This window comes from Nocardioides sp. URHA0032, assembly GCF_000620645.1.
Taxonomy (GTDB): Bacteria; Actinomycetota; Actinomycetes; order Propionibacteriales; family Nocardioidaceae; genus Nocardioides.
Genome location: NZ_JIAV01000015.1, coordinates 286,942 through 311,232 on the forward strand (window position 1 = coordinate 286,942; position 24,291 = coordinate 311,232).

General features: G+C 72.0%; 29 protein-coding genes. 12 read left to right on the forward strand and 17 right to left on the reverse strand.

Annotated elements, in window-relative coordinates:
* Genes N538_RS23995 through N538_RS0105865 form a run of 4 tightly spaced genes read left to right on the forward strand, consistent with a single transcriptional unit; the run spans position 1 to position 2,706 of the window.
* Positions 1–492, forward strand: a complete 492-nt coding sequence (locus N538_RS23995; RefSeq protein WP_051548825.1) for a thioesterase family protein — start codon at positions 1–3, stop codon at positions 490–492.
* A gap of 55 nt (positions 493–547) precedes the next feature.
* Positions 548–1,198, forward strand: coding sequence for a hypothetical protein (locus N538_RS27230; RefSeq protein WP_051548827.1), 651 nt, complete (start codon positions 548–550; stop codon positions 1,196–1,198).
* A 2-nt stretch (positions 1,199–1,200) separates the two neighbouring features.
* The gene (locus N538_RS0105860) at positions 1,201–1,683 is read left to right on the forward strand and encodes an RDD family protein (protein WP_051548829.1); all 483 of its coding nucleotides are present in this window, start codon (positions 1,201–1,203) and stop codon (positions 1,681–1,683) included.
* A gap of 18 nt (positions 1,684–1,701) precedes the next feature.
* The gene (locus N538_RS0105865; protein WP_028636545.1) at positions 1,702–2,706 is read left to right on the forward strand and encodes a TIGR03617 family F420-dependent LLM class oxidoreductase; all 1,005 of its coding nucleotides are present in this window, start codon (positions 1,702–1,704) and stop codon (positions 2,704–2,706) included.
* On the opposite strand, the gene N538_RS0105870 is transcribed toward N538_RS0105865, so the two are convergent.
* Both N538_RS0105870 and N538_RS0105875 read right to left on the reverse strand, forming a co-directional pair.
* Entirely contained in the window at positions 2,699–3,328 is a 630-nt protein-coding gene (locus N538_RS0105870; RefSeq protein ID WP_155991978.1) for a hypothetical protein, read from the reverse strand. The genes N538_RS0105865 and N538_RS0105870 overlap by 8 nt on opposite strands.
* Before the next feature lie 53 nt (positions 3,329–3,381).
* Positions 3,382–4,275, reverse strand: coding sequence for an LLM class flavin-dependent oxidoreductase (locus N538_RS0105875; RefSeq protein ID WP_028636547.1), 894 nt, complete (start codon positions 4,273–4,275; stop codon positions 3,382–3,384).
* A 109-nt stretch (positions 4,276–4,384) separates the two neighbouring features.
* Between N538_RS0105875 and N538_RS0105880 the strand changes: the two genes are divergently transcribed.
* Complete coding sequence (locus N538_RS0105880; protein ID WP_028636548.1) at positions 4,385–4,807, forward strand: hypothetical protein; 423 nt, start codon at positions 4,385–4,387, stop codon at positions 4,805–4,807.
* 62 nt (positions 4,808–4,869) lie between these two features.
* Here the strand turns inward: N538_RS0105880 and N538_RS0105885 are convergent, their stop codons facing one another.
* From N538_RS0105885 to folP, 4 genes are read right to left on the reverse strand one after another with little or no spacing between them, the layout of a single operon-like run.
* A complete protein-coding gene (locus tag N538_RS0105885; protein ID WP_036569562.1) occupies positions 4,870–7,500 on the reverse strand; it encodes a reprolysin-like metallopeptidase in 2,631 nt (876 codons plus the stop codon).
* Positions 7,501–7,548: 48 nt separating this feature from the next.
* Entirely contained in the window at positions 7,549–8,253 is a 705-nt protein-coding gene (locus N538_RS0105890) for a dihydrofolate reductase family protein (protein WP_051548899.1), read from the reverse strand.
* Positions 8,250–8,726 (reverse strand): hypothetical protein, encoded by a 477-nt coding sequence (locus N538_RS0105895; RefSeq protein ID WP_028636551.1) that lies wholly within the window; start codon positions 8,724–8,726, stop codon positions 8,250–8,252. Before N538_RS0105895 ends, N538_RS0105890 begins: the two co-directional genes overlap by 4 nt.
* Complete coding sequence (gene folP / locus N538_RS0105900; RefSeq protein ID WP_028636552.1) at positions 8,723–9,586, reverse strand: dihydropteroate synthase; 864 nt, start codon at positions 9,584–9,586, stop codon at positions 8,723–8,725. The genes N538_RS0105895 and folP overlap by 4 nt, the downstream gene beginning before the upstream one ends.
* A gap of 70 nt (positions 9,587–9,656) precedes the next feature.
* Between folP and N538_RS27235 the strand changes: the two genes are divergently transcribed.
* Both N538_RS27235 and N538_RS24010 read left to right on the forward strand, forming a co-directional pair.
* Positions 9,657–10,631, forward strand: coding sequence for a hypothetical protein (locus N538_RS27235; protein WP_051548831.1), 975 nt, complete (start codon positions 9,657–9,659; stop codon positions 10,629–10,631).
* Positions 10,632–10,687: 56 nt separating this feature from the next.
* Entirely contained in the window at positions 10,688–11,323 is a 636-nt protein-coding gene (locus N538_RS24010) for a TetR/AcrR family transcriptional regulator (protein ID WP_051548832.1), read from the forward strand.
* Here N538_RS24010 and N538_RS24015 read toward each other — a convergent pair.
* The 3 genes from N538_RS24015 to galE all read right to left on the reverse strand — a co-directional run bounded on the left by N538_RS24015 (position 11,295) and on the right by galE (position 14,057).
* Entirely contained in the window at positions 11,295–12,197 is a 903-nt protein-coding gene (locus N538_RS24015; protein WP_051548834.1) for a hypothetical protein, read from the reverse strand. The two genes, N538_RS24010 and N538_RS24015, sit on opposite strands and share 29 nt — an antisense overlap.
* Before the next feature lie 91 nt (positions 12,198–12,288).
* The gene (locus N538_RS0105925; RefSeq protein WP_081790307.1) at positions 12,289–13,056 is read right to left on the reverse strand and encodes an N-acetylmuramoyl-L-alanine amidase family protein; all 768 of its coding nucleotides are present in this window, start codon (positions 13,054–13,056) and stop codon (positions 12,289–12,291) included.
* The gene (gene galE / locus N538_RS0105930) at positions 13,053–14,057 is read right to left on the reverse strand and encodes a UDP-glucose 4-epimerase GalE (RefSeq protein ID WP_028636554.1); all 1,005 of its coding nucleotides are present in this window, start codon (positions 14,055–14,057) and stop codon (positions 13,053–13,055) included. Before galE ends, N538_RS0105925 begins: the two co-directional genes overlap by 4 nt.
* 85 nt (positions 14,058–14,142) lie before the next feature.
* Here galE and N538_RS28320 point away from each other — a divergent pair, with 85 nt between their 5' ends.
* Positions 14,143–14,295, forward strand: a complete 153-nt coding sequence (locus N538_RS28320) for a hypothetical protein (protein ID WP_155991979.1) — start codon at positions 14,143–14,145, stop codon at positions 14,293–14,295.
* On the opposite strand, the gene N538_RS0105940 is transcribed toward N538_RS28320, so the two are convergent.
* The 3 genes from N538_RS0105940 to N538_RS0105950 are packed head-to-tail and all read right to left on the reverse strand — an operon-like array spanning position 14,292 to position 15,657.
* A complete protein-coding gene (locus N538_RS0105940; RefSeq protein WP_028636555.1) occupies positions 14,292–14,840 on the reverse strand; it encodes a maleylpyruvate isomerase N-terminal domain-containing protein in 549 nt (182 codons plus the stop codon). The two genes, N538_RS28320 and N538_RS0105940, sit on opposite strands and share 4 nt — an antisense overlap.
* Positions 14,837–15,307 carry an SRPBCC family protein gene (locus tag N538_RS0105945; RefSeq protein ID WP_028636556.1) on the reverse strand — a complete coding sequence of 157 codons (471 nt, stop codon included), beginning with the start codon at positions 15,305–15,307 and terminating at the stop codon, positions 14,837–14,839. Before N538_RS0105945 ends, N538_RS0105940 begins: the two co-directional genes overlap by 4 nt.
* On the reverse strand, positions 15,304–15,657 hold the full coding sequence (locus N538_RS0105950) for an ArsR/SmtB family transcription factor (protein ID WP_028636557.1): 354 nt from the start codon (positions 15,655–15,657) through the stop codon (positions 15,304–15,306). Before N538_RS0105950 ends, N538_RS0105945 begins: the two co-directional genes overlap by 4 nt.
* 286 nt (positions 15,658–15,943) lie before the next feature.
* On the opposite strand from N538_RS0105950, the gene gmd reads away from it, so the two are divergent.
* Positions 15,944–16,924, forward strand: coding sequence for a GDP-mannose 4,6-dehydratase (gene gmd / locus N538_RS0105955; RefSeq protein ID WP_028636558.1), 981 nt, complete (start codon positions 15,944–15,946; stop codon positions 16,922–16,924).
* Positions 16,925–17,893 (forward strand): GDP-mannose 4,6-dehydratase, encoded by a 969-nt coding sequence (locus N538_RS0105960; protein ID WP_028636559.1) that lies wholly within the window; start codon positions 16,925–16,927, stop codon positions 17,891–17,893.
* Here the strand turns inward: N538_RS0105960 and N538_RS0105965 are convergent.
* From N538_RS0105965 to N538_RS0105985, 5 genes are all read right to left on the reverse strand, one after another.
* On the reverse strand, positions 17,863–18,222 hold the full coding sequence (locus N538_RS0105965; RefSeq protein ID WP_036569566.1) for a phosphomannose isomerase type II C-terminal cupin domain: 360 nt from the start codon (positions 18,220–18,222) through the stop codon (positions 17,863–17,865). The genes N538_RS0105960 and N538_RS0105965 overlap by 31 nt on opposite strands.
* A gap of 113 nt (positions 18,223–18,335) precedes the next feature.
* Positions 18,336–18,623, reverse strand: a complete 288-nt coding sequence (locus N538_RS0105970) for a DUF2516 family protein (RefSeq protein WP_051548835.1) — start codon at positions 18,621–18,623, stop codon at positions 18,336–18,338.
* Between the two features lie 300 nt (positions 18,624–18,923).
* Positions 18,924–19,550 carry a hypothetical protein gene (locus N538_RS0105975; protein ID WP_028636562.1) on the reverse strand — a complete coding sequence of 209 codons (627 nt, stop codon included), beginning with the start codon at positions 19,548–19,550 and terminating at the stop codon, positions 18,924–18,926.
* Positions 19,551–19,573: 23 nt separating this feature from the next.
* Positions 19,574–19,939, reverse strand: coding sequence for a helix-turn-helix domain-containing protein (locus N538_RS0105980; RefSeq protein WP_028636563.1), 366 nt, complete (start codon positions 19,937–19,939; stop codon positions 19,574–19,576).
* Between the two features lie 113 nt (positions 19,940–20,052).
* Positions 20,053–21,021, reverse strand: coding sequence for an asparaginase (locus N538_RS0105985; RefSeq protein WP_028636564.1), 969 nt, complete (start codon positions 21,019–21,021; stop codon positions 20,053–20,055).
* A 41-nt stretch (positions 21,022–21,062) separates the two neighbouring features.
* Between N538_RS0105985 and cysC the strand changes: the two genes are divergently transcribed.
* Together cysC and N538_RS24020 are read left to right on the forward strand one after the other, a co-directional pair.
* Complete coding sequence (gene cysC / locus N538_RS0105990) at positions 21,063–23,186, forward strand: adenylyl-sulfate kinase (protein WP_231496147.1); 2,124 nt, start codon at positions 21,063–21,065, stop codon at positions 23,184–23,186.
* On the forward strand, positions 23,183–24,196 hold the full coding sequence (locus N538_RS24020; RefSeq protein WP_051548838.1) for a sulfite exporter TauE/SafE family protein: 1,014 nt from the start codon (positions 23,183–23,185) through the stop codon (positions 24,194–24,196). The genes cysC and N538_RS24020 overlap by 4 nt, the downstream gene beginning before the upstream one ends.
* Positions 24,197–24,291: the final 95 nt, after the last annotated feature.

Genomic DNA, 24,291 nt, shown 5'->3' on the forward strand with positions numbered 1-24,291 from the left:
GTGAGCCACCCCACCTACGACCAGCTGGTCGACCTCCCGGCGTACGTCGAGCAGCCGGTGCCGATCGCGTTCGAGGACGTCAACGGGCACCTCAACGTGCGGCACTACACCGGCATCGCGAGCGAGGGCCTCGACGAGTCGCTGGTGCCCCTCGGGATCCCGCAGAGCTGGCCGGCGCAGGGCCACGCCTGCTTCTCGGCCGAGCACCACCTCACCTACCTCGCCGAGCTGCGGACCGGCGACCGGATGTCGTCCCGGGTGCGGCTGCTGGGCCGGTCGGAGCGGGCGGCGCACGCGCTGGTCTATCTGCTCGACGACACCCACCGGCGGCTGAGCTACGTCATGGAGGAGGTCTTCCTCCACATCGACATGGCGACCCGGCGTACGGCGCCGTGGCCGGAGGACGTCGCGGCGGCGCTGGACAAGCGCATCGCCGAGGACGGCGCGCTCCCCTGGGACGCGGACACCAAGGGCTGCCTGAAGCTGCGCTGAGGCTCACCCGTCTCCGGTGAGGCGGCGGGCCGCCGTCCTGGGCGACACTGCGGGCGTGACCGTCCCCGTGCGACGGCTGCCCGACGACGCGGCGGCCGCGTTGACCGCAGTCGACCTCGTGGTCGGCGCCGTCGCGGTCACGGCGCACCTCGCGGAGTCGACGATCCGCACCCTGCGCCTCGCACCGCTGGTCGCGCGGGGCGCCCGCCCGTTCCTCGACATCGGCCGGACCGTGCGCGAGCGCGTCGTCCGCGAGGCCGACGCGCTCCTGCCGTTCCTGGTCAACGCGGCGGTACGGCGGTACGTCGACGTGGACGGCCTCGTCGCGACCGTCGACCTCGACGCGGTCGCGCAACGCCTCGACGTCGAGGCCGTGATCGAGCGGGTCGATCTGAACGCGGTGGCCGCGCGGATCGACGTCGAGGCGATCCTCGACCGCCTCGACCTGACCGACACGGTGCTCACCCGCGTCGACATGAAGGTCGTGATCGACCAGGTGCTGGCCCAGATGGACCTGCCGGTCCTGGTCGAGGGCGTGCTCGACGAGATCGACCTGCCCGACATCATCCGCGGCTCGACCGGCGCGATGGCGTCCGAGACCGTCCGGGGCGTCCGGACCCAGGGCGTGAACGCGGACGAGGCGGTCACCCGCGTCATCGACCGCCTCCTGATGCGGCACCGGCCCCTGACCGACGGGGTCGAGTGAGCATGTCCGACCACGAGCTGTCCGCGATCCCGAAGGACGCGCGCGCGTTCCAGGGGCACCGCGCCGGCATCGTGACCCGGGTGCTCGCCGCGGCGATCGACAGTGCCCTGGTGGGCCTGGTGCTGGTCGCGGCGTACCTCGGCTTCGCCGGGCTGGTCTTCCTCCTCGATCCCCGCGGCTTCACGTTCCCCGACACGAAGCTGTTCCGGAGCCTGCTGATCGGCGCCTTGGTCCTCGGCCTCTACCTCACCGTCGCGTGGGCGGCCGGCGGCCGCACCTACGGCAACCTCCTGATGGGCCTGCGGGTCGTCGGCGTGTACGGCGGCGACGTCGGCTGGGTCCGGGCGCTGCTGCGCGCGGCGTTCTACGTGCTGTTCCCGATCGGGCTGCTCTGGGTCGTGCTCGACCCGCGGCAGCGCTCCATCCAGGACCGGGTGCTGGCGACGTCGGTCGTCTACGACTGGCAGCCCCACAAGCCGCGCTGACTCCGACACAATCGACCCGTGCTCCTCGACGTCCAGCTCGACGCCCGTCCGGACCTCGCCGCGGACCGCGCCCGCGACCTGGTCGCCGCCGGGGTCGCGGGCCTGTTCACGTTCGAGGGACCGCACGACGTGTTCCTCCCGCTGGCCGCGGCGGCGGGAGCGGTCCGGACGGACCTGATGACCAACGTCGCGATCGCGATCCCGCGCAGCCCGATGCATCTCGCGCACACGGCGTACGACCTCCAGCTGATGTCGGGCGGCCGGTTCCGCCTCGGGCTCGGGTCGCAGGTCAAGCCGCACATCGAGCACCGGTACGGCGCCACGTGGAGCCGGCCCACGGACCGGATGCGGGAGACCGTGCAGGCCGTGAAGGCGATCCTCCGCTCCTGGCAGCACGGCACCCGCCTCGACTTCCGCGGGGAGTTCACGCGGCACACGCTGATGCCGCCCACGTTCGTCCCCGGCCCGAACCCGTACGGCGTCCCGCCGGTGCTGCTGGGCGCCCTCGGACCGCTGATGACCCGAACCGCGGCGGAGGTCGCCGACGGGCTGCTGGTGATGCCGTTCCACAGCCACCGGCACTTCCGGGAGCGCACGCTGCCCGCCGTCGACGCCGGGCTGGAGGCGGCCGGCCGCAGCCGGGACGGCTTCGCGATCCTGCCGCAGGCGATCGTCGCCATGGGGCGCACCGAGGAGGAGCTCGCGGCCGCCTCGACGGGCGTGCGCGGCCTGCTGGCGTTCTACGGCTCGACCCCGGCGTACCGCCCCGTGCTCGACGTCGAGGGCTGGGCGGAGGTGCAGCCCGAGCTCAACCGGCTGTCCAAGGAGGGCGACTGGGAGTCGATGCTCGGACTGGTGACCGACGAGATGCTCACGACGCTCGCGGTCCGCGGCACGCCGGAGGAGTGCGCGGCCGAGATCGAGCACCGGTTCGGCGACGTGGCGGAGCGGGTCTGCGCCTACTTCCCCGGGTACGACGCGCCGCTCGACCAGGTGGGCGACCTGGCCGCTGCGCTCAGGTGAGGCGCCGGCGGTTCTGCGGCGACGTCGCCTGGATGGCCACGCCGGCGAACCCGAGCACGAGCAGCAGCACGGTCGCCTTGGAGAGGTACTCCGGCAGCAGGCCGGAGATCGGGAACGTCAGCGCGTGCGCGATCAGCGCGAACGGCACCCACCGGGGCGTGGTCCCCGCGCGCAGCAGCGCGATCGCCAGCAGCACCTCGCCGAGGTAGAGGCCGGCGAGCCAGGCGTACAGGAAGATCGCGAGGCCGGCGTCGGACGCGACGTCGTCGAGGCCCTGGGCCTGGATGGTCTGGGTGTTCACCAGCGCCCGGAAGAAGCCCATCAGCATCGCGAAGCCCGCGGTCCCGATGAAGCCGACCTCCAGGACCACCGCGGCGATGACGCCGATCGTCCAGCCGCGGCGCTGGCACAGCGTCATGATCGCGGGCAGTCCGAGGGACAGGCAGATCGAGGAGATGAACAGGACGACCGCGGCCGCCATCCACTGGCCGCCCTGCTCCTGCACGATCCGCAGGGACTCCGCCGAGCTGTCGGACTGGGGCAGCAGGAAGCCACCGAGGCCCAGCGCGAGCGCCCCGGTGAGCAACAGCGCCGCCGACACCGGCAGCCAGTCCATCCGCACGAGCCGAGGGTAGGACCATGCGGGCACCCGTGACCCGGAAACGCGGCAGTGCGTCAGCCCACCAGCCCGGTCAGCCGGTGCACCTGGTCGATGTCGGCGCTCGTGGGGATCAGCTGGACCTCGTCGGCGCCGAGGTCGGCGACCCGCTCGAGCAGCTCCACGAGCTGGCCGGGGGTGCCCGCGAACCCGGCGGTGGCGGCGAGCGCGTCGACGTACTCGGCGGGGATCCAGTTCATGTAGTGCCGGAGGTGCCGGTGCACCTGCTCGCGGGCGGAGCCGTCGCCGTCGTCGACGGCGAACCAGAAGGACGTGGTGAGCCGCGGCGCCGGGCGCCCGGCGTCGCGCCACGCGTCCCGCGCGAGCGTGAAGACCTTCGCCATCCCCGCGAGGTCGAGGTCGAGCGACATCCCGGCCAGCCCGTCGGCCCAGGCCGCGGCGCCGCGGATCGTGCGCGGGCCGAGCGTGCCGACGAGCAGCTCGGGGCCGCCCGGCCGCACCGGCGGCGGGCCCACGGGTCGTACGGCGTCCACGACGCGCTCGCCCGCCCACACCCGTCGCATGGTGGCGACCCGCTCGGCGAGACCCGCGATGGTCCGCGTGCCGAGGTCGGCGTCCGCGGCGCGGTAGTCCTCGTCCCGGCCGCCGACGCCGAGCCCCACGGTGAGGCGGCCGCCGCTGAGCCGGTCGCCGGTCGCGAGCGCCTTCGCGAGCGGCACCGGTGCGTGCAGCTGGGGCACGACCACCGTCGTCACCAGCCGGACCCGCCGGGTCCACGCGGCGGTGGCGCCGAGGAGCGTGAGCGCGTCGGGGTTGTCGAAGGCCATCCGCTCCCCGAAGCACAGCGAGGACCACGGGCCCTCGTCGACCGCGACGGCCCACCGTTCGAGGGTGTCGGCAGCGGCCCAGAGGTCCGGCTCCATGACCGGCAGCGTCATCCCCACGTCCACCTGCCCAGTCTGGCGGAGTCGAGCCGCTGGCGTCGGGCCATGTCCTCACGCGTCGGGGGTGCGTTGGTCGCGATGTTCGCGCTCGTCGTGGTGGTGGCGACCGGCCTGATTGTGGGTCGACCTCCGGCACGAGGTCGACGAGACCGCGTCCCGGACGGCCCACGACCCCGGCACCGCCGCCCCGAGTCCGACCGCCACGCCCACCGTCGCGGCGACCGTCCACTCGCTCTGGATCGGCGACGGCTACACCGCCCAGTCGTGCGGCGCGGCCCGGAGGCTCGGCTGGGAGTGCACGCTCGACGCGGAGCACGGCACCGGCTTCCTCAGTGACGGCGTCGCCTTCGACCCGGACAACGAGACGCTGGCGGACCGGCTGCCCGGGCTGCCGCACCAGGAGCCCGACGTCGTGGTCGTCGACGCGACGGACAGGTCGTCGACCCGGACGGCCAGATCCTCGTCGACACCGCCCTCGCCGACCAGATCCGGGCCTTCGACCTCGCCGTACCGGTGGCGAAATAGAGGTAGTCCCTGACGAAAATGCTGTCGACGCGCCGCGTTGACGACATTTTCGGCAGGGACTACCGGAGTGGAGCGCTACTTGATGGAGAAGACCTTGTCGTTGACGTCGAAGAAGTAGTTGTCGACGGAGCGGACCATGATCCAGGCCGTCCGGGTATTCCTCTTCGGCAGCTTCACGGTCGCCTTGCCGTCGTTCGCGGTCCTCTTCGCGAGGACGGTCGTCCAGCTCTGGCCGTCGTCGGTCGAGAGCCGGATCTGGACGTCCTTGGCCAGCTTCCGCGTGCCGTTGACCTTCCAGGTGACGTCGACCTTCTTGCCGCCCTTGACCGACGCGCCCTTCTCGCCGAACGACGAGACCAGGAACGGCCCGGCGTTCGGGTCGACCTTGATGGTCACCTGGTCCCAGCCGACACCGCCGCCCTGCGGCACCCGGTCACGCGCGGTGAGCCGGAAGTGCATGGCGTGGGGCGTCATGCCCGGCGTGCCCTTGTACGACGCCGTCGGCAGGAACTCCGAGTAGCAGTTGAGCGGCCGGCGCGGGACCGGGACGTACGGGTCCGTGACGATCTTCACCTTCGGGCACTTGCCGGTCTTGGCGTTGGTGGCGCCCGCCAGGATCTGCGCCATGTCGGGGAACGTCCGGGTCCGGTCCGCGTCGGTGGCGAGGTTCTCGCCGGGCGACTCGTACTCGAGCGTCGCCTTGTCGGTGACGTTGGCGTATACGCCGAAGACCCGGAACAGCGGTCCGAAGATCTTCTTGTTGGCCACCAGGGCGGTGCCGTCGTGGCGCCGGGCGTCGTCGTTCTGCTCCCACAGGTAGATCAGCGGGTCGCCGTCGGCGTCCGTCGCGGAGCCGGTCAGCGTGAACGGCGTCCGGGTCGGGATCGTCCTGCTCGCCGGGGCGGTGACCACCGGGTCGTGGTTGTCGATCGGGTTCACCTGGAAGCCGGTGTTGCCCGGCTCGCCACCCTTGGCGGTCTCACCGACGTGCACGTACGAGGCACCCGGTGCCGTGACCTGGAGGTCCGGCTCGTCCGTGCGGTCGCTGTCGTTGGTGTACGGGTCCGGGTCGCCGGCGAACATCACCTGGAAGCCACCGAGGTTCGGCTCGGTGAGCGTCGCCGGGTAGGTGCCCTCGTCGGTGTAGATGAGGGCGTACGGGTCGTAGCCCCAGCCCGCGACGGTGACGTCCTTGCCGACCAGCGCGGAGAGCTGGGTGGCCATGTTCGCCGCCGTGTACGCCGAGGCGCCGGTCGTGGTGCCGACCACGAACGACTTGGTGCCGACCGCGCCGGGGAACCCGACCGTGACGGTGTCGCCGTTCTCGAGGCCGCGGAACGCGACGTCCTGCACCTCGACCGGGTCGGCCGCGGGGCTGCCCGTGTACCTGTTCACCTCGGTCAGGGTCCGCTGCGAGAAGTACGGGTCGGTGTGCGGCTGGAGGTTGTCCTGGCGGCAGATGCCGGCGTACGCCATCACCGACGAGCCGGAGCCCGGCTCGACACTGGTGGTCGACTCGCGGTTGCCACCCGAGCAGTTCCACTGGTTGCCGTTGAAGGTGTGGTTGCCGCCGAACTCGTGGCCCATCTCGTGGGCGACGTAGTCGATCGCCATGAAGTCACCGGTCGGGTCCGGCAGGCCGGTGCAGCCCATGCCCTTCTCGATGCTGCCGACCACGCCGAGGCCGGCGATGCCGCCTCCGTTGACGCCGAGCATGATGTGGCCGATGTCGTAGTTGGAGGCGCCGATCAGCTGGCCGAGCACGATCTGGTTCCGCTCGAGCGTCCCCACGTCGCAGTAGGCGATCTGGCCCTGCACGTAGCCGCCGTTGGCCGTCGCGTCCGGGTCGTCGACCCAGCAGGGGTTGGCACCGCACGGACCGTCGGGGCCGGTGGCCATGGCGTCCGTGGCGAAGTTCAGCTTGTCCTCGCCGTTGACCAGCTGCATGTTGATCGCGAGGTCGTCGTTGTAGATCTGGTTCACGCGGTTCATCAGCGTGACCTTCTCGGCCATGACGTTCTCGGCGCCGAAGTAGGCCGCGTACGTCGGATCGGTCACCAGCGCCAGCCGATAGACCTTCTGCTGCACCATCCCACCGACCGGCGCCTTGGCGGCGCCCCGGCGGGCGATGGCCTTCTGCACGTCCGGCATCTCGCGCTCGACCATCTGCTGGGCCTGCTTGCCGAGCGAGCCGCCGTAGTAGCTCAGGTGCGTCGTCGTGCCGCGGAGGTTGTACGCCGGGTCGACGTACCAGGAGCTCTGGCCGCCGGCCGGCCGCACGCTCGCGTGGAAGCCCATCGGCGTCAGGTCCATCGCCACCGAGGTGCCGCGGTGGTCGAGGGAGCGGCCCGACCAGGTCTGGATCTCGGGGTGCGCCGCGGCGAGCTTCGGCTGCATCAGCGAGGTGCGCTGGACGGCGAAGTGCTCGACACCGCCGGTCGGCGTCGGGATCGCGATCTCCGCGCTGCCGTCGGCACCGGCGGCGGGCGCGTCGGCGAGGGCCGAGCGGACCTGGGCGGTGTCGACGCGGAACGCCTCGAAGTGGTCCGGGCTGACCCGCACGTGCGGACCCGATGGTCGGAACCCGTCGAGCGAACGGAACATCGCGCCGTCCGGTGCGGCGTTCGCCGAGGTGCTGCCCGGCAGCACGGCAACGGCGAGCGCTGCTGCGGCCAGAGCGGCAAGGGATCTGAGATGACGCGGCATGGCACTCCCTCGTGGACCGAGCCCGCCCGACCGGACGGAACTGGCACTCTAGCCGCGGACGTCCTCCGTGACACCTCTACTTTCGGGGGAAACAGTCCAGCGTCCGAGCAGGGTTCCCGCATGTTCGAGCAGGAGATGGAGCTGCAACGGGACGTCCACCGGTGGGCCCTGGGTGATGCGGGGGTGCTCGCCGCCCACCAGGCGCGGCACGATCGTCGCGCAGAGCTCGTCCACGGCGCCGGCGGCCAGGAGGTCGCGGAGCAGGTGCGGCCCGCCTTCGCAGAGCAACTGGGTGAGCCCGCGCTCGGCCAGCCGCTGCTTGAGCAGGGGGAGGTCGACCCGCTGCGACCCCAGCACGAGGACGTGCTCGTCGCCGAGCAGCCCGCTGGCCTCGTCGAGCAGCTCGGCGGAGGCGCAGGTGGCGAGCAGCACGGAGCCCGGCGTACCGCCGCGCAGCAGGTCGGGCACGTGGCCACGCCGGCTGACCACCACGGTCGGCCTGTCGACCGGCGCGTAGCCCTCGACCCGCGCCGTTCCCGCGCCCACCAGGATCGCGTCGGCCAGGCTCCGCAGCTGGTGGTAGACGACCTTGTCGACGGCGTTGTTGATGGAGCCGCTGCGGCCCGACTCGCCGGTGGCCGCGCCGTCGAGCGTCTCGACCATGTTCACCCGCAGCCACGGGTCCGCGGGGGCGGCGTACAGCTCGGCGAGATCGGCTCCCGGGTCGAGGTCGGGCCCGACGAGGACCTTCACCACTCCCACCTCGCCACCCAGTAGCGGACGCCGTACGGATCGCCCTCGTAGTCGACGCTACAGGCGCAGCCGGCCGGCACGACGCCGTCGAGCTGCGCGATCGCCTCGGTGTCGGCCCAGAGCTCGCGGGCCAGGTCGGCGTCGATCCCGGAGAACGCGCCGGCGCGCAGCCGGCTCCCGAGGTCGTCGTCGAACGGGATCGCTCGCTCGTCGACGTAGCCCGGCGAGGTGTCGACGCGCTTGGCCGAGCCGTTGCCGACCACGAGGTACGACGGGTGCGCCGCCGTCCGGGTGGTGGTCCGGAGCAGGTGGTCGGCGACCCGCCGACCCTGGGGGCCGGCGATCACGGTCACCTCGGTGCCGAGCCACCCGACGGCGTCCAGGCAGGCGGCCCGGATGTCGGCCACCGGGTCCTCCAGGCCGGCGTACTCGGGCAGCAGCGCGAGCACGCCGGGCACCAGCACCGCCCTCACGCCAGGCCCCGGATCGCGCGCAGCGGGGGACGGCGGCCGGCGATCGACCAGGCCATGTCGACCAGGTGCCGGGTCTCGCGGACCTGGTGCACGCGGTGGATCCGCGCGCCGGCCATCGCGGTGATCGCGGTGGCGGCGTAGGTGCCGTGCATCCGCTCGCCCGCCGGCAGCCCGAGCGTCTCGCCCACGAAGTCCTTGTTCGAGACCGAGACCAGGACCGGGTAGCCGGTCGCCACCATCTCGCCGATCCGGCGCGTGACCTCGAGGGAGTGGAAGGTGTTCTTCCCGAAGTCGTGCGCGGGGTCGATCACCACGCTGCGCGGGTCGACGCCCGCGGCGACAGCACGCTCGGCCAGCCCGACCGTCGTCTCGATGCAGGCGGCCACGACGTCGTCGTACTCCTGGCGGAACGGGTCGGTGCGCGGGCTCAGGCCGCCGGCGTGCGTGCAGATGACCGCGGCGTCGTGCTCGGCGGCGACCGCCACCAGGTCGGGGTCGTGGCCGCCCCAGGCGTCGTTGATGACGTCGGCCCCCTGCTCGAGGACCGCCCGCGCGACCTCCGCGCGCCAGGTGTCGACGCTGATCACCAGGTCCGGGTACGCCGCGCGCACGCGCCCGACGAAGGCCGCCACCCGGTCGATCTCCTCGGCCGCGTCCACGTGCGGGCCGTAGCCGGCCCGGACACCGCCGATGTCGACGATGTCCGCGCCCTCCTCGACCACGAGGCGGACGCGCTCCCAGGCCTTGTCCTCGGCGTACGTCGCGCCCTGGTCGAAGAAGGAGTCGGGGGTCCGGTTCACGATCGCCATCACCAGCGGCAGGTCGTCGGTGAAGGTGCGGTGACCGAGCTTGAGGTTCACGGAATCCCCGGCGGCGAGGTGGGTGATGGGGTAGGCATGGGCGGCCGAGCCGCCCGAACAGGAGAAGAGTATGCAGACAGAGCCCGTCGTCCCCGACCTGGACCCGGCCGAGGTCGACGCACTCCTGGACGCGGCGGACACCTTCTACCCCCTGCTGGCCGCCACCACCGAGCGGTACGCCGAGGACCGCGCCGCGCTCCGGCGCGTGGTGACCGACCTCGCCTGGCAGGCACGCGCCCGCGGCCGCGCGGTCCCGCCGGTGCCCGACGAGCTCACCGGCCACGCGCAGCGGGTCGCGCGCTACTACGCGGGCCAGCGACTCCGGTTCGACTTCCGGTTCCGCGAGCTCCAGCGGGTCATCGAGCCGTGGCTCGGGTCCGGCGACGCGCTGCTGACCGCGCTGGCCGGGTTCGCTGCCCTCGGGCGCGGGGAGCCGATGGGCCGCGCGCTGGTCGAGAGGTCGCTGGCGGCCGCCGACGCCGACGACAAGTCCCGCCACGTGTGCCTGCACGCCCTGTGGTTCAGCCGCGATCGGGAGGACCTCACCCTGCTCCTCGCGCTGTCGGAGGAGATGCTCGCGGCCGGGGCCGGCGGGGCGAACGCGCACTACCGCCGGGCCGGCGCCCTCCGGCGCCTCGGTCGGTACGACGAGGCGATGGTCGAGATCGAGCTCGCGATCGAGCGGCACGGCAGCGGGGACACCGCGGTCCACCAGGACTACGTGCGGGAGCGTGAGCTGATCCTTGCGGTGGCGGCCACCGCCGGCGTCGCCGAGGCCACCGTGGCCCGGCTCGCCGGCCTCGAGACGCGGCTGGACGAGCGGCTCGGCAAGGCGGAGGACCTGGTCAACGACAGCCTGCTGCGCACGATCGAGATCCTCGGCCTGTTCCTCGCGCTCACCGGCTTCGTTGTCGGGACGTCGACGGCCGCGGTGAAGTCGTCGGACTGGTGGCAGCTCGTGGTCGCCATGGGGCTGCTGGTCGCCGGGTCGGCGGCCTTCCTCCTCATGATGCGCTGGGTCGTGAGCTCCCAGCGCGAGCGCTGACCAGACCGCTCCCCCGAATCCGCCCCACTCCGGACGGAATCGAGGTCTAATCAGCCATGTCCACCTCACAGGGGGAGCCTCGCCGAGGCAGAGGGCGGCCACGCACGCCGGGCGCCGAGAAACGCATCATCGACGCCGCGCTCGAGGAGTACGGCGAGCACGGCTGGTCGGGCTTCACGATGGACGGCGTCGCGCGCCGGGCCGGGGTCGGGAAGTCGACGGTCTACCTGCGCTGGCAGGACAAGGACACCCTGCTGACCGACGCGGTCGGCACCAGCAGCGGGCAGCTGGGCGCCGTGGACACCGGCTCGCTGCGCGGCGACCTCCACCAGGTCGCGGTGAACCTGTTCGAGCACTTCCGCGAGCCGGCGGGCTGGGCCACGCTCCGGATCACCATCGACACCGCGGGCGCCCCGCAGCGGCTGGGCCGCTTCTCCGAGGCGGTCGCCGACGTCCAGGTGGACAACATCGAGAGGATCCTGCAGCGGGCCGGAGCGCGGGGCGACAAGATCGAGGGCGTCTCCCCGAACGCGGTCGCGGAGTGCATCTACGGCTCGGTCATCATGCAGACGCTCGGCTTCCGTCTCGAGGACCGGGAGCTGGACGCGCAGGAGATCGACAGGCGCGCGACCGAGCTGGTCGGGGTCGTCATGGACGGCGCACTCAGCGGTGCCACGAGGACGGACGGGTAGCGCCCACGCGGAGGTCCCGGAGCACGTCCAGGACGTAGTCCTGCTCGAACATCACCTCCTCCCAGGTGAAGCGCGCCACCCGCTGCCCGAGCCGCACGAACGAGGTGTACCGGCGTACGTCCCGGCGCAGGCCGGCGCGGTCGGCGTGGAACTCGAACGAATCGGCCTCGATGACCAGCGCCCGGGCCCGGTCGTGGAGGTCGACGCGGCCCACCCGCCCCACCCACTGCTGCGGCTCGACGTCCAGCCCGGCGTCGATCGCCAGCGCCCGGAGCACGGACTCGAACGGGTTGTCCGCCCGGTCGTCGGCACGCTCGACGACCCGCAGCGCCCGGCGACGACCGGTCCGGGGTGCGTGGCCGGCGACCGCGAGGAGATCGACCCGGTCCAGACCCGCGCGCAACGCCGAGTCGGCGACGGCCAGCGCCACGTCGAACGGGTAGGTCCGCGCGCAGTCGACGACCGTGCGGAGGGGCTCGGTCACCCCGCGGCTCACGTCCTCGCGCCGGAGGTCGGCCCAGTGCAGCTCGACGCCGTCGCTGTCGAGGCGACAGCTGCGCCGCGGGACGGTCACGCACGGAAGCGCGGGCGGCAGCTTGAGCTTCCACCCCCAGTGCTGGGCAGCGCTGAGGTGCGAGACGACGCCCCCGAGGCGGGCAGCCGCAGCGCGCGCGTCGTCCACTCCGGGCAGCGCCCACCGGCGTGGGCCGACCCGGACGACCCGTCCCGCACCGACCGCCGACCGCAGCCGACGGCGGCTCGTGCAGCGCAGCAGCTCCTGCGTCGTCGCCACCCCGCCGAGCACGGTGATCGCCTCGACCGCGTCCATGCCGGTCTCCTGCCCCGTCGACCGGTGGTACGGCGCGTCGTCCACAGGCCGATCTCGTGGGCAGTTCACCCGCACGACGCGGAGGTCAGAGCGGGGCGCCGAGCCCGAGCCCGCGAACTGCCCCGGGATTCGGCCGCTACCGGCCGAGGAACCGGCGTACGGCGTCGGCCAGCGCGGCGGCGTACGTCTGGCGTCCGTGCGGGCTGGTCATCCGGTGGGCGTCGGAGGCGTTGCGCATGTTGCCGAGCTCGACCATGACCGTGGGGATGTTCGAGAGGTTCAGGGTGCCGAGGTCGGAGCGGAAGTCCAGTCCGTCGCCGCCGGCGATGTAGTTGGCTACCCGGAGACCGTGCGTCTTGAGCGCGGCGCGGGTGTCGATCGCGAGCCGCTTCGAGGGCCGGTAGATGTCGTGGGTCCAGGGCCGGCGATCGGTCGGCGCGATCACGTGGAAGCCGCGCGCTCCGGCGGCGTACGACCCGTCGCCGTGCACCGAGATCTTGGCGTCGGCGTGGACCTTGTTGCCCGCGCGGCCCCGATCGTCCACGCAGGGGCCCCAGCGGCGCTCGCTGTTGGTGTCGCGGGTCAGCCGCACCTTCGCGCCGAGCCGCTCGAGCCGCGCCTCGAGGGCCCGCGAGACCCGCCACGCGAAGGTCGCCTCGGGGTAGCCGCCGTTGGTGGCGGTCCCCGTCGTGTTGCAGGGCTTGTCGAAGCCGCCGGCGGGGACCGGGCGGTTGATCTCGCGCGGGAAGTTGTGGTTGCCGAGCTGGTGGCCCGGGTCGATGACGACCACCCGGCCCTCCAGCGGCCGCCCCGCGCCGGCGTCGGCGGTCGCGCCGTGCACGGGCGACGCCACGCCGCCGACCAGGAAGGCGGCGGCCGCGAGCCCCGCGACGGCGTACCTCACTCGTAGCCCAGGATCTCCCGGCGCTTCTCGCCCCAGGCCAGCGCGGAGGCGATGGCGTCCTCGAGGCTGAGCTCGGTGCGCCAGTCGAGCAACCGGGCCGAGCGGTCGACGTTCGCGAACGCACCGACGGCGTCGCCGGGCCGCGGCGGCGCCTCGCGGACCGGCACCTCGTGGCCGAAGACGTTCTGGAACGCCGTCACCAGCTCACGCACGGTGACGCCCTCGCCGGTGCCGACGTTGATGATCACGCTCGGGGCGGCGGCCTCGGCGATCACCTCGTCGAACTTCTCGATCGCGCGGACGTGCGCCCGCGCCAGGTCCCACACGTGGATGTAGTCGCGGATGCCGGTGCCGTCGCGGGTCGGGTGGTCGACGCCGGTGATCGTGAACGCGTCCTTCTGCCCGCGCGCGGCCATCACCAGCTGGCCGAGGACGTGCGACGGCTCCTTGGCGTAGATCCCGGACTCGAGGTCGGGGTCGGAGCCGATCGGGTTGAAGTAGCGCAGGATGATGGCGCGCAGGTCGGTGGCGACCGCCATGTCCTGGAGGATCTGCTCCATCATCCGCTTGGTCCGGGCGTACGGCGAGGGCGGGTCGAGCGCGTCGTCCTCGGTCACCTCGAAGTCGTCCTTGGTCGCATAGAGCGATGCGGAGGAGGAGAACAGCACCCGGGTCTTGCCGAGGTTGTTGAGCTCGTCGAAGAGCTCGAGTGACTTGGCGACGTTGTCGCGGTAGTACTCGTAGGGCAGCTCCACCGACTCCGGCACGACGATCCGGGCGGCCATGTGGATGGTGGCCTCGATGTCGGGGTGCTCGTCCACCACCCGGCGCAGCAGGGCGCGGTCGGCGATGTCGCCCTCGTAGAAGGTCCGGTCGCGGACGAAGGCCAGCGGACCGGTCAGGAGGGAGTCGAGGATGACCGGGGTGTGCCCCGCCTCCTCGAGCGCCTTCGCCGTGACCGACCCGATGTAGCCGGCGCCGCCGGTGACCAGAACCTTCATGCGGGCCACCCTAGCCACCGCCCGATGGTCTGTACCGGCACCCCCGAGGGCTCAAGTCGGCGTCCGGGCCGCCGATGGAGAGGGCATGACACGTTCTCTCGGGTCGTGGCTCGCCGCGCTCCGCAGGCAGCCCGCGGAGGCAGAGCTCCTCGAGCGCGGACGCGGCTGGGAGCCGCTGCCCGAGGACGTCGCGGAGTGGATGGGCGCCAAGCCCTTCGACCTCGAGCAGAGCGCCTAGCGTCGCCACCCCGGGTCTCGGCCGATGAAGCCGAGCATCCGGGTCTGCACGTCCGCGTCGGCCGGCACCTCCACGCGCGCGCCGTACTGACCGCTCGACCGCATCGCCTCCTCGATCGGCACCATGCCCTCGAGCAGCGCCGCGCACGTCGCCGGGTCGAGGGTGTCGTCCTGGCCGGTCGCCCGGGCGAGGTCCCAGGTGTGCATGAAGACGTCGGCCGTGTAGATCATCTCGACGAGGTCGCCCAGCGACCGGCCGCCGAGGTACGGGTCGTCGACGAGCACGCCGGCGTCCGGTCCGTCGAGGAGCGCCTGCACGGCCGCGGCGTGGGCCTGCCAGGCGGCGGCGGGATCGGCCAGGTCGACCGGTCCCAGACCGGGCAGCCCGCGGGAGTCGAGGAACTCCGGCAGCCACGTGACGAGGTGGCCGACGACGTCGCGGGCGCGCCAGCCGTCCACCGGCGCGGGCGCGTCCCAGTCGGTGGTGCCGAGGACCTTCGCGGTGAAGACGCCGGCCACCGCGCGGTGGTGCTCGGCGGGGGTCATGCGAGGAGCCGGTCGAGCTTGGCGTAGCCCTCGGTCACGCCGACGTCCATGCCGCTGGACAGGATGAGATCGCGCACCTCGATCGTCTCGACGACCGACGTACCGACGATCCGGCAGCGGCCGCCGGGCAACTCCTCGAACGTCATCGTCTCGAGGCTGACGCCGTCCGGCGCGCCCTCCCAGGTGAACGTCTGCACGATCCGCTCGTGCGGCCGGACCTCGTGGAACGAGCCGTAGAAGCCGGTGTCGAGGCCGTCCGCCTCCCGGGTGTTGCGGTAGGCGTAGTGACCCCCGGTGCGCGCGTCCCACGCGGTGATCGTCGTGTCGATGCTGTTCGGCCCGACCCACCGCGCGAACAGCTCGGGGTCGACGTGAGCGTGGAAGACCCGCTCCGCGGGAGCGTCGAACTCCCGGGTGATCCGGATGACCGGGAGGTCCGGCACCGCCTCGATCGTCGTCTCGCTCATGACGCGGCTCCTTCGGCATCGGCGGGCGTGTCGAGATCCTGGGCGAGGACGGCGTCGAGGCGGCGGTACCGCTCCTCGGCCTCCCGGCGGTAGCGCTCGATCCACCTCGTCATCAGGTCGAGCACCTCCGGCTCCAGGTGCACCGGGCGCCGCTGGGCATCCCGGCTGCGGCTGACCAGGCCCGCCTCCTCGAGCACCTTGAGGTGCTTGGAGACCGCCTGGACGGTCACGTCGTACGGCGCGGCGAGCTCGCCGACCGACGCGTCCCCCGCGGACGCGAGCCGCGCGACCAGGTCGCGCCTCGTCGGGTCGGCCAGGGCCTGGAACACCCGCGAGAGCTGGTCCGTCATCTGCCGCCTCCTCAACCTGTCAGTTGAGCATCGACCCTGGCACGACCGTCCCAGCATGTCAACCGATCGGTTGCACACGGAACTTTCGGCGAATCGCGAACAGGTCGCGCGACGCCGACCCGGCCGCACGGTCCAGTTCTTCCTCGACGGGCACCCGGTCGGGAGCCCGGTTCCGGTCACCGCCGGCTCGGTCGTCGGACCCGGTGGCACCGGCGGGCCGGCAACGCCAGCCGGGTCGCGGTGCGCTACCGCTCCCCCTGACCGGAGCGGCTGGCACAATCCGTCCATGCCGACTGCGCTCATCACCGGGATCACCGGCCAGGACGGGTTGTACCTGGCCGAGCTCCTGCTCGCCAAGGGGTACGACGTGCACGGCGTGATCCGCGGGCAGAACAACCCGAAGCTCGACCTGGTGCGCGACCTGGTCCCCGACGTACGCCTGCACAACGGCGACCTGACCGACATGTCGAGCCTGATCCGGGCTTTGCGCGACTCCGACCCCGACGAGGTCTACAACCTGGGCGCGGTCTCCTTCGTGGCGTACTCGTGGGAGAACGCCCAGCTCACCACCGACGTCACCGCCAAGGGCGTCCTCAACATGCTCGAGGCGGTGCGGCTGCACACCGGCGACAAGCCGGCCGGGATCCGCTTCTACCAGGCGTCCAGCTCCGAGATGTTCGGCAAGGTCCAGGAGATGCCCCAGCACGAGCGCACGCTGCTGTGGCCGCGCTCGCCGTACGGCGTGAGCAAGGTGTTCGGCCACTACATGACGATCAACTACCGCGAGTCGTACGGCATGCACGCGTCGTCCGGGATCCTCTTCAACCACGAGTCGCCGCGGCGCGGGCCGGAGTTCGTGACCCGCAAGATCAGCGAGGCCGTCGCCCGGATCAAGCTCGGGCTCCAGGACGAGCTGGTGCTCGGCAACCTGGAGGCGGAGCGGGACTGGGGCTTCGCGGGCGACTACGTCGAGGCGATGTGGCTGATGCTGCAGCAGCCGCACGGCGACGACTACGTGATCGCGACGGGCGAGACGCACTCGATCCGGGACTTCCTGGACGCGGCGTTCCGGCACGTCGGGATCGAGGACTGGACGCCGTACGTCCGCCAGGACCCGCGGTTCATGCGGCCCGCCGAGGTGGACCACCTGATCGGCGACGCGAGCAAGGCCCGGGAGGTCCTGGGCTGGAAGCCGAAGGTGTCGTTCCACGAGCTGGTCGCGCTGATGGTCGAGGCGGACCTCTCCGCCACCCGGCAGGGCTGGTAGATGACGCTCGCCTTCATCACCGGCATCAGCGGCCAGGACGGCAGCTACCTCGCCGAGCGGCTGCTCGCCGAGGGGGTCGAGGTGCACGCCCTGGCGCACGCGCTCGAGCCGCCGCCCGAGGCGCCGGGTGTCGAGCTGCACCGCGGCGACCTGACCGACTCCGACGAGGTGCGGGCGCTGCTGGTCGACCTGGCGCCCGACGAGGTCTACAACCTCGCGGCCCTGAGCTCGGTCGCCCGCTCGTGGGAGGAGCCGGACCTCACAGCGCGGGTCAACGGGCTCGCGGCGGCGGCGCTGCTGGACTCCGCGCTGCTGGTGCAGGAGAAGCAGGGCCGGCCGGTGCGGTTCGTGCAGGCGTCCAGCGCGGAGATCTTCGGCGAGCCGGACCGCAGCCCGCAGGACGAGTCGACGCCGGTCCGTCCGGTCAACCCGTACGGCGCCGCGAAGGCCTTCGTCCACCACATGGTCGACGTCTACCGCCACCGCGAGCTGCACGCCGTGAGCGCGATCCTCTACAACCACGAGTCGCCGCGCCGGCCCGACCACTTCGTGACCCGCAAGATCACCTCGACGGCCGCGGCGATCGCGCAGGGCCGTGCGGACGTGCTGGCCCTCGGCAACCTCGACGCGCGGCGCGACTGGGGCTGGGCGCCCGACTACGTCGACGCGATGGTGCGAGCGGCGCGCGCCGACGTACCCCGTGACTACGTGGTGGCGACCGGCGTCGGCCGCTCGGTGCGCGACTTCGTCGCGGCGGCGTTCGCGCGGGCCGGGCTCAGCGACTGGGAGCGGTACGTCGTGGTCGACCCGGAGTTCGTGCGGCCGGCGGACCCGACCGAGCTGGTCGGGGACGCGACCCTCGCCAGGACCGCGCTCGGCTGGTCACCGACCGTCGGGTTCGACGAGATCGTCGGGCGCATGGTGGACGCCGACCTGCGTCAGGAGCGGAGCGCCTCCGTGCGGCCGTAGTCGTCGTCGAGCCGGCAGATGTCGTCCTCACCGGTGTAGGAGCCGCGCTGGACCTCGATGATCACGAGATCCTCGTCGTGGAGGTTCGAGATGCGGTGAGCGGCACCCACCGCTACTTCCACCGTGTCGCCAGGAAGCGCCACGACCGTGCGACCGTCCAGCAGACACGTAGCGACCCCGGACACCACGATCCAGTGCTCGGCTCGGTGCGCGTGCGTCTGGTACGAAAGACGCTGGCCGGCGCGCACCTCGATGCGCTTGACCTTGTAGCCCTCGCCCTCGTCAAGCACCTGCCACGTCCCCCACGGACGTACTTCGAAGTCACCCATCACTGCAAGTCTCCCCCCTTGCGCCTGGCTTGTCACCCGGCAGTACCCGAACGCTAGCGGGACAGCGGAAGGCCTCTGGCCGGATTGCGGAAATCCTGAGATCGGCAGAACGCCTAGCGCCGAGTGAGCGAGGACAGCGCAGGGCGGACGTCGGCGAGGTAGACGAAAGCCGCGATCGTGAACGCCAGGTTCACGATGCCGAGCGGGCCGCCGAAGACGACCTGCGCGGCGAGCCCCAGTCCGAGGATGATCGTCCAGGCGGGCTTGGTGAGCTTGTTCGCAGCACTGTAGGCCTCCGCGGAGTACAGCAGCGAGTTCACGAACGCGAACAGCTTGACGGCAAGCAACACCAACTCGACGATCGTCATCAAGCCCATCTCAGCCTGGAACACCTGCAGCACTGCTCCAGCCTAATGGGTCGCACCCGCTGGTCGAGGCGCAAGTGAAGCGAGGTTCGAAACCACCGCCAGGCGAACGACCCGCCGCCTCGACGTGGTGTCGAGCCCATCCGGTCCGCAACATCGGCGTCGTGCGAACTAGCCGCCATGTCCCTCACCCCTTGACGCAGACAACGCGACGGGCGACGAGACCTCCACCGCTCACCGTCGGATACCAGATGGAGCGCAAACGCCTCGGACCCGAGACGTCGGTCCCGGGCCCGAGGCGATCGATCAGAACAGCGTCAGCTGCTCATCGTCTCTTCAGTTGCCGACCTTCGAGGCCGCGTCGGTGGTGGCCGAGGCGGCGTTCGAGGCGGTCTTCTTGGCCGCGGTCGCGGTCGCCTTGGCGCTGCTCTTCGGCGCGGTCGAGGACTTCTTCGCGGTGGTCGACGCCTTCTTCGCGGTCTTCTTGGCCGTGGTGCTGGTGGCCTTGCTCGCCTGCGTCTTGGTGGTCTTGGCCTTGGCCGTCGTGGTCCTGGCGGACTTCACGGTGGCCTTGGTGGACTCCTGGTTGCGGATCCTGCCGACCAGGATCTCGCCGCGCTTGGCGAGATCGGCGTAGGTGTCACCCACCGACGCGACGTTCTCGTTCAGGGCGCTCTGCAGCTCGGCGACACGCGCCTCGATCGCGGTCCGGCGCGCCTTGGCGTCCTTGGACAGCGCGTCGACGCGGGCGCTGACGACCGTCGCCGCCTGGTCGCGGAGCGCCTTCGGCTCGAGGTCCAGGCCGGTGACCCGGGCCTGCACGTCCTTCTGGACGCCGGCGAAGCGCTTCTGCACGTCGGCGACGTACTCGCGCACGAAGCCCACGGCGAGGTCGGTGACCCCGACCCCGGCGTAGATCGGGCGAGTCGCCTCGGTCTTGATGTCGAACTTGGCCTTGGCCATGTCCATCTCCTTCGGTTGGGTTGTCACTCGCTGCCCTTGTTGAGGGCGAGGAACGACGCGTAGACGTCCAGCAGGGACTGCTTCTGCCGCTCGGTGAGCTGGCTGTCGCCGAGGATCGCGAGCTCCACGGAGCCGCCGACGCCGCCCTCGGGATGGACGATGCCGGCCCGCAGGTAGAGCTGTTCGGCGGAGATCCGGAGAGCTTTCGCGATCTGTTGGAGCACCTCGGCGGACGGTCGGCGCAGTCCACGTTCGATCTGGCTCAGGTACGGGTTCGAGACCCCGGCCTGCTCGGCGAGCTGCCGGAGCGACAGGTGGGCGGCCACCCGCTGCTCCCGGAGGTAGTCACCGAGCGACTCGACGGTCTTGCCGACCTTGCCCTTTGCCACGCCTTCATCGTGCTCGCTCGTGCTAGCAACAGCAAGCACTCACGGTGTGCCTTGACTCACAACCGCCCGGTTTTGCCTGACAATTCAAGGGTTTCGTGTGCTAGCAGGCGCAATCAGAGCAGCGGCCGGATCTCCCCGACCGGTTGGCCACCACCGAGCAGCAACGCCTCCCCGGTGCGCCGCACCGCAGTCCCGTCGACGTCGGGCTCCGCATCGACCCCCGACTTCCGCAGCGCAGCCGCCATCAGCACCGGCCGCGCCCGGGCCGCCCCGTCGTCGGTCTTGAGCGCGAAGGCGCGGCCGTCGCGCAGGGCGACGACGTAGCAGGACTCCGCCCCCGCCTTGCCGATCGCGCCCGGGATCGCCTCCAGCAGGATGCGCTCGTCCCGCCCGGTGCCCGAGACGTGCGCCGGGTGTCGGCGGACTGCGTCGGCGACCCGGCGCTCGGGCCCGTCCTCGGCCACCGCGAGCCGGCGGAACGCACCGGCGAGGCCGACCAGCGAGGTCGGCAGCAGCGGCGCCCCGCAGCCGTCCACGGCGACGAGTGCCGCGCGCTCCCCGGTCAGCTCCTCGAAGGTGGCACGGATGCCCTGCTGGAGCGGGTGGTCTGCCTCCAGGTAGGTGTCGGTGTCCCAGCCGTTCACGACGCAGGTCGCGAGCATCGCCGCGTGCTTGCCGGAGCAGTTCATCTGCAGCGAGGTGCGCCCGCCCCCGGCGCGGAGCACGGCGTCGCGCTCCTCGTCGTCGAGCGGGTAGTCGGGCGGCGTCTGCAGCGCGGACTCGTCCAGACCGGCCGACGCCAGGATCCGCTGGACCGCCTCGAGGTGGAAGGGCTCGCCCGAGTGCGACGCACACGCGAGCGCGAGCAGGTCGGGTGGCAGGTCCAGCCCGAGACGGACCATGCCGACCGCCTGGAGCGGCTTGTTGCAGGAGCGGGGCAGCACCGGCTCGGACACCGCGCCGACGGCCCAGTCGACGGCGCCGTCGGCTGCGAGGGCGACCACCGACCCGTAGTGGTGACCCTCGACGAACCCGGATCGGACGAGCTCTGCGACGACGGGGGCAGGTACTGGGCTGGACATGGCCGCAGGGTAACGAGCGGGCGTTTGGCAGGATTGCCCGCGTGCCCCTGCCCCCCGTCCCGCAGTACTGCCCCTCGCCGCGCGAGCTCGACGACCTCGAGCTGCTCGTCACGGGCGCCCTGGTGCCGACGGTGGTCTTCAACGAGCCGGGCAGCATGGTCACGCTGGAGCTGCCGCCCGCCGTCGCGGAGCTCGCGGCCGAGGCGGGTGCCGTCGAGCTCGTCGACCCCGAGGGACTGCCGCTCGCGCAGGTCGACGTGCCGGCCGGCACCATCGAGCCCCTGACCCACGCGCAGTACGGGCCGTTCCGCGGCTACTACCTGAGCCCGGCCCAGACCCGGGACCGGTACGCCGGACGCACGTTCGTCCCGCTCGTCCACGCCCTCACCCACCCGCAGCTCACCGCCCTCGCGACCGTCGGGCCGGTGGTGCTGCTGCCCCTCGTCGGCCACGGCACCCCGGAGCTCTCCCCCGTCGCGCTGATCCGGGCCACGCTCGCCGCAGCGACCCACCTCCCGGACGCGGAGGTCGTCGCGATCCCGCTCGCGTCCCGCGGCGACGCCGACGTCGACCACGACCTCGGCGTCCAGGTGGTCGCCAACTACGCCGGTGACGACCCCGTCGTCGGCGTCACCGAGGACCCGTCGGGCAGCTTCACCCCCGAGATCGCCGCCATCGTGACCGCCGACCGGCCGGCGCCGGAGGACCAGGGGCTGGTGCTGTTCTTCACCGGCCTCTCCGGGAGCGGCAAGTCGACGCTCGCCCGCGCCCTCATGGACCGGCTGCTCGAGCACGGCGGCCGCACGCTCACCAGCCTCGACGGCGACGTCGTACGCCGGAACCTGTCCGCCGGGCTCTCCTTCTCCAAGGAGGACCGCGAGACCAACATCCGCCGGATCGGCTGGGTGGCCGCCGAGATCGCCCGCCACGGCGGAGTGGCCGTGTGCAGCCCGATCGCGCCGTTCGACGAGACCCGCAAGCAGGTCCGGGCGATGGTCGACGACGCCGGCGGCGCCTTCTTCCTGGTGCACGTCGCCACACCGTTGGAGGAGTGCGAGCGGCGCGACCGCAAGGGCCTGTACGCCAAGGCACGACGCGGCGAGATCCCCGAGTTCACCGGCATCTCCTCGCCCTACGAGGAGCCCGAGGACGCCGACGTCCGCGTCGACACGACCGGCCGCAGCATCGAGGAGGCCCTCGACGACGTCCTGGTCGCGCTGCGCGACTCCGGCCACCTCGACCTGCTCTCCCCACCCGACCCGGTCGAGGACCCACTCCTCGACGGCCGAGTCGCGAGCGCCAGCGAGCGTATCGAGACCACACCACCGCCCCCACCCCTCGGTGGTCGAGTAGCGAGCGCCAGCGAGCGTATCGAGACCACCACGCCGCCCCCCGACGATCCGGCAGCAACTGCCACGCCGAATGTCGGTGGTCGAGTAGCGAGCGCCAGCGAGCGTATCGAGACCCATCCGCAGCAACCCGAGCCCGTCGACGCCGGCCTGGACATCCTGGGCGCGGAGCAGGACGACGAGAAGCACGCCGACGCGGCCGCCGGCTTCGAGCCGCGCGTCCGATCGGCGCCACCCTCGGCGCCGAGCACCAGCACCGGTGGCCACGAGCCGCCGCTGCGGATCCTCTACATCTGCACCGCCAACATCTGCCGCTCGCCGTTCATGGAGCTGCTGTCCCGGGACCTGGTCGGGCCGCACGCCGGCGCCACGTTCGCGAGCGCGGGCACGCACGGGTTCGACTCCCGGCCGATGCCCGACGAGATGGCCGCGACGCTGATCGGGCGCGGCGTGCCCGGCGTGGCCCAGTTCCGGAGCCGGCCCTTCACGAGCGACCTGATGCTGAACGCCGACCTCGTTCTGACCGCCGAGACCGCGCACCGCCAGTTCATCCTCGACGACCACCCGGCGACGTTCCGCAAGGTGTTCACGCTCGGCCAGTTCGCGGAAGCGGTGCGGATGGCGCCGCCCGGGCTGGCCGGGCGAGCGCTGCTCGACACCGTCGCCGAGCGACGCGGCACCGCCAATGCCGATTTGGACGTGGCCGACCCGTTCGGGCAGGGTCCGGACGCCGCCGAGGCGTGCGCCAGGTCCCTGGAGGACCTGCTGCGCGTCGTGCTGCCCGCCCTGACCGGATCGAGGAAGATCAGCCCATGAGTGACGTGCTCACCACGACCTTCTTCTCGATCCTCGCAGCCGGCTTCTTCGTCGGCATCGTGGTGGGCCTGACCGGCATGGGCGGCGGCGCGCTCATGACACCGGCGCTGATCTTCCTCGGTGTCGGAGACGCGGCCACGGTCGTGACCGCCGACCTGACCGCGGCGGCGATCTACAAGTCGGGCGGCGCGATCGTGCACGCCCGCGAGGGCTCGCCGAACTTCTCGCTCGCCAAGTGGCTGATCCTCGGGTCGGTGCCGCTGGCGCTGCTGGGGCCCTGGATCATCCATGCCGTCGCCGGGGGCGAACCGGAGTCGATCGACACCCTGCTCAAGGAGTGCATCGGCTTCGCCCTGCTGCTGGCCGCGTCGACGTACGCGCTCCGCCTCTACATCAACCTGCGCCGGGTCCGGCGGGGCGTCGGCGACGCCGACCCCAACCCGCCGATCCGGCCCCTCCTGACCCTGCTGGTCGGCGCCGTCGGCGGCCTGCTGGTCGGCGTCACGAGCGTCGGTTCGGGCTCGGTCATCATGATCGCGTTGCTGATGCTCTACCCGGGCCTCTCAGCGGTGCGCCTGGTCGGCACCGACCTCGTCCAGGCGGTGCCCCTGGTGCTCGCCGCCGCCATCTCCAACATCGCGATCAACGGCCTCGACTGGTCGATCCTGGTCCCCCTCGTGCTCGGGTCGGTGCCGGGCACGATCCTGGGCAGCCGGATCGCCCCTCGCGTGCCGCAGTCGGTGATCCGCCGCGGCATCGTGATCGTGCTGACCATGTCGGGCGTGGCCCTCCTCGACAAGGCCGGTTGGGGGCCCCTCGGCAAGGAGGAGACGCACCCGGGCCTGATCGGCGGCATCGGCATCGCCATGGTCGTGCTGCTGCCGCTCGTATGGGGCCTGATCCGCAAGACCCAGGGCCTGCCGATGTTCGGCTCGCCCACCGTCTCGGAGCTCGACGGGGACTTCCCGCGCACCGACCACGAGACAAGACGCCGCGCCCGCCGGGCCTGACCCGTCGTATCGTCGGACCGCGAAGTGAACCAGATCACTCCACTTCGGCGGCGCTTCGTGCCCGGACGTCTCCGGCGGCTACGATGACGGCTGCT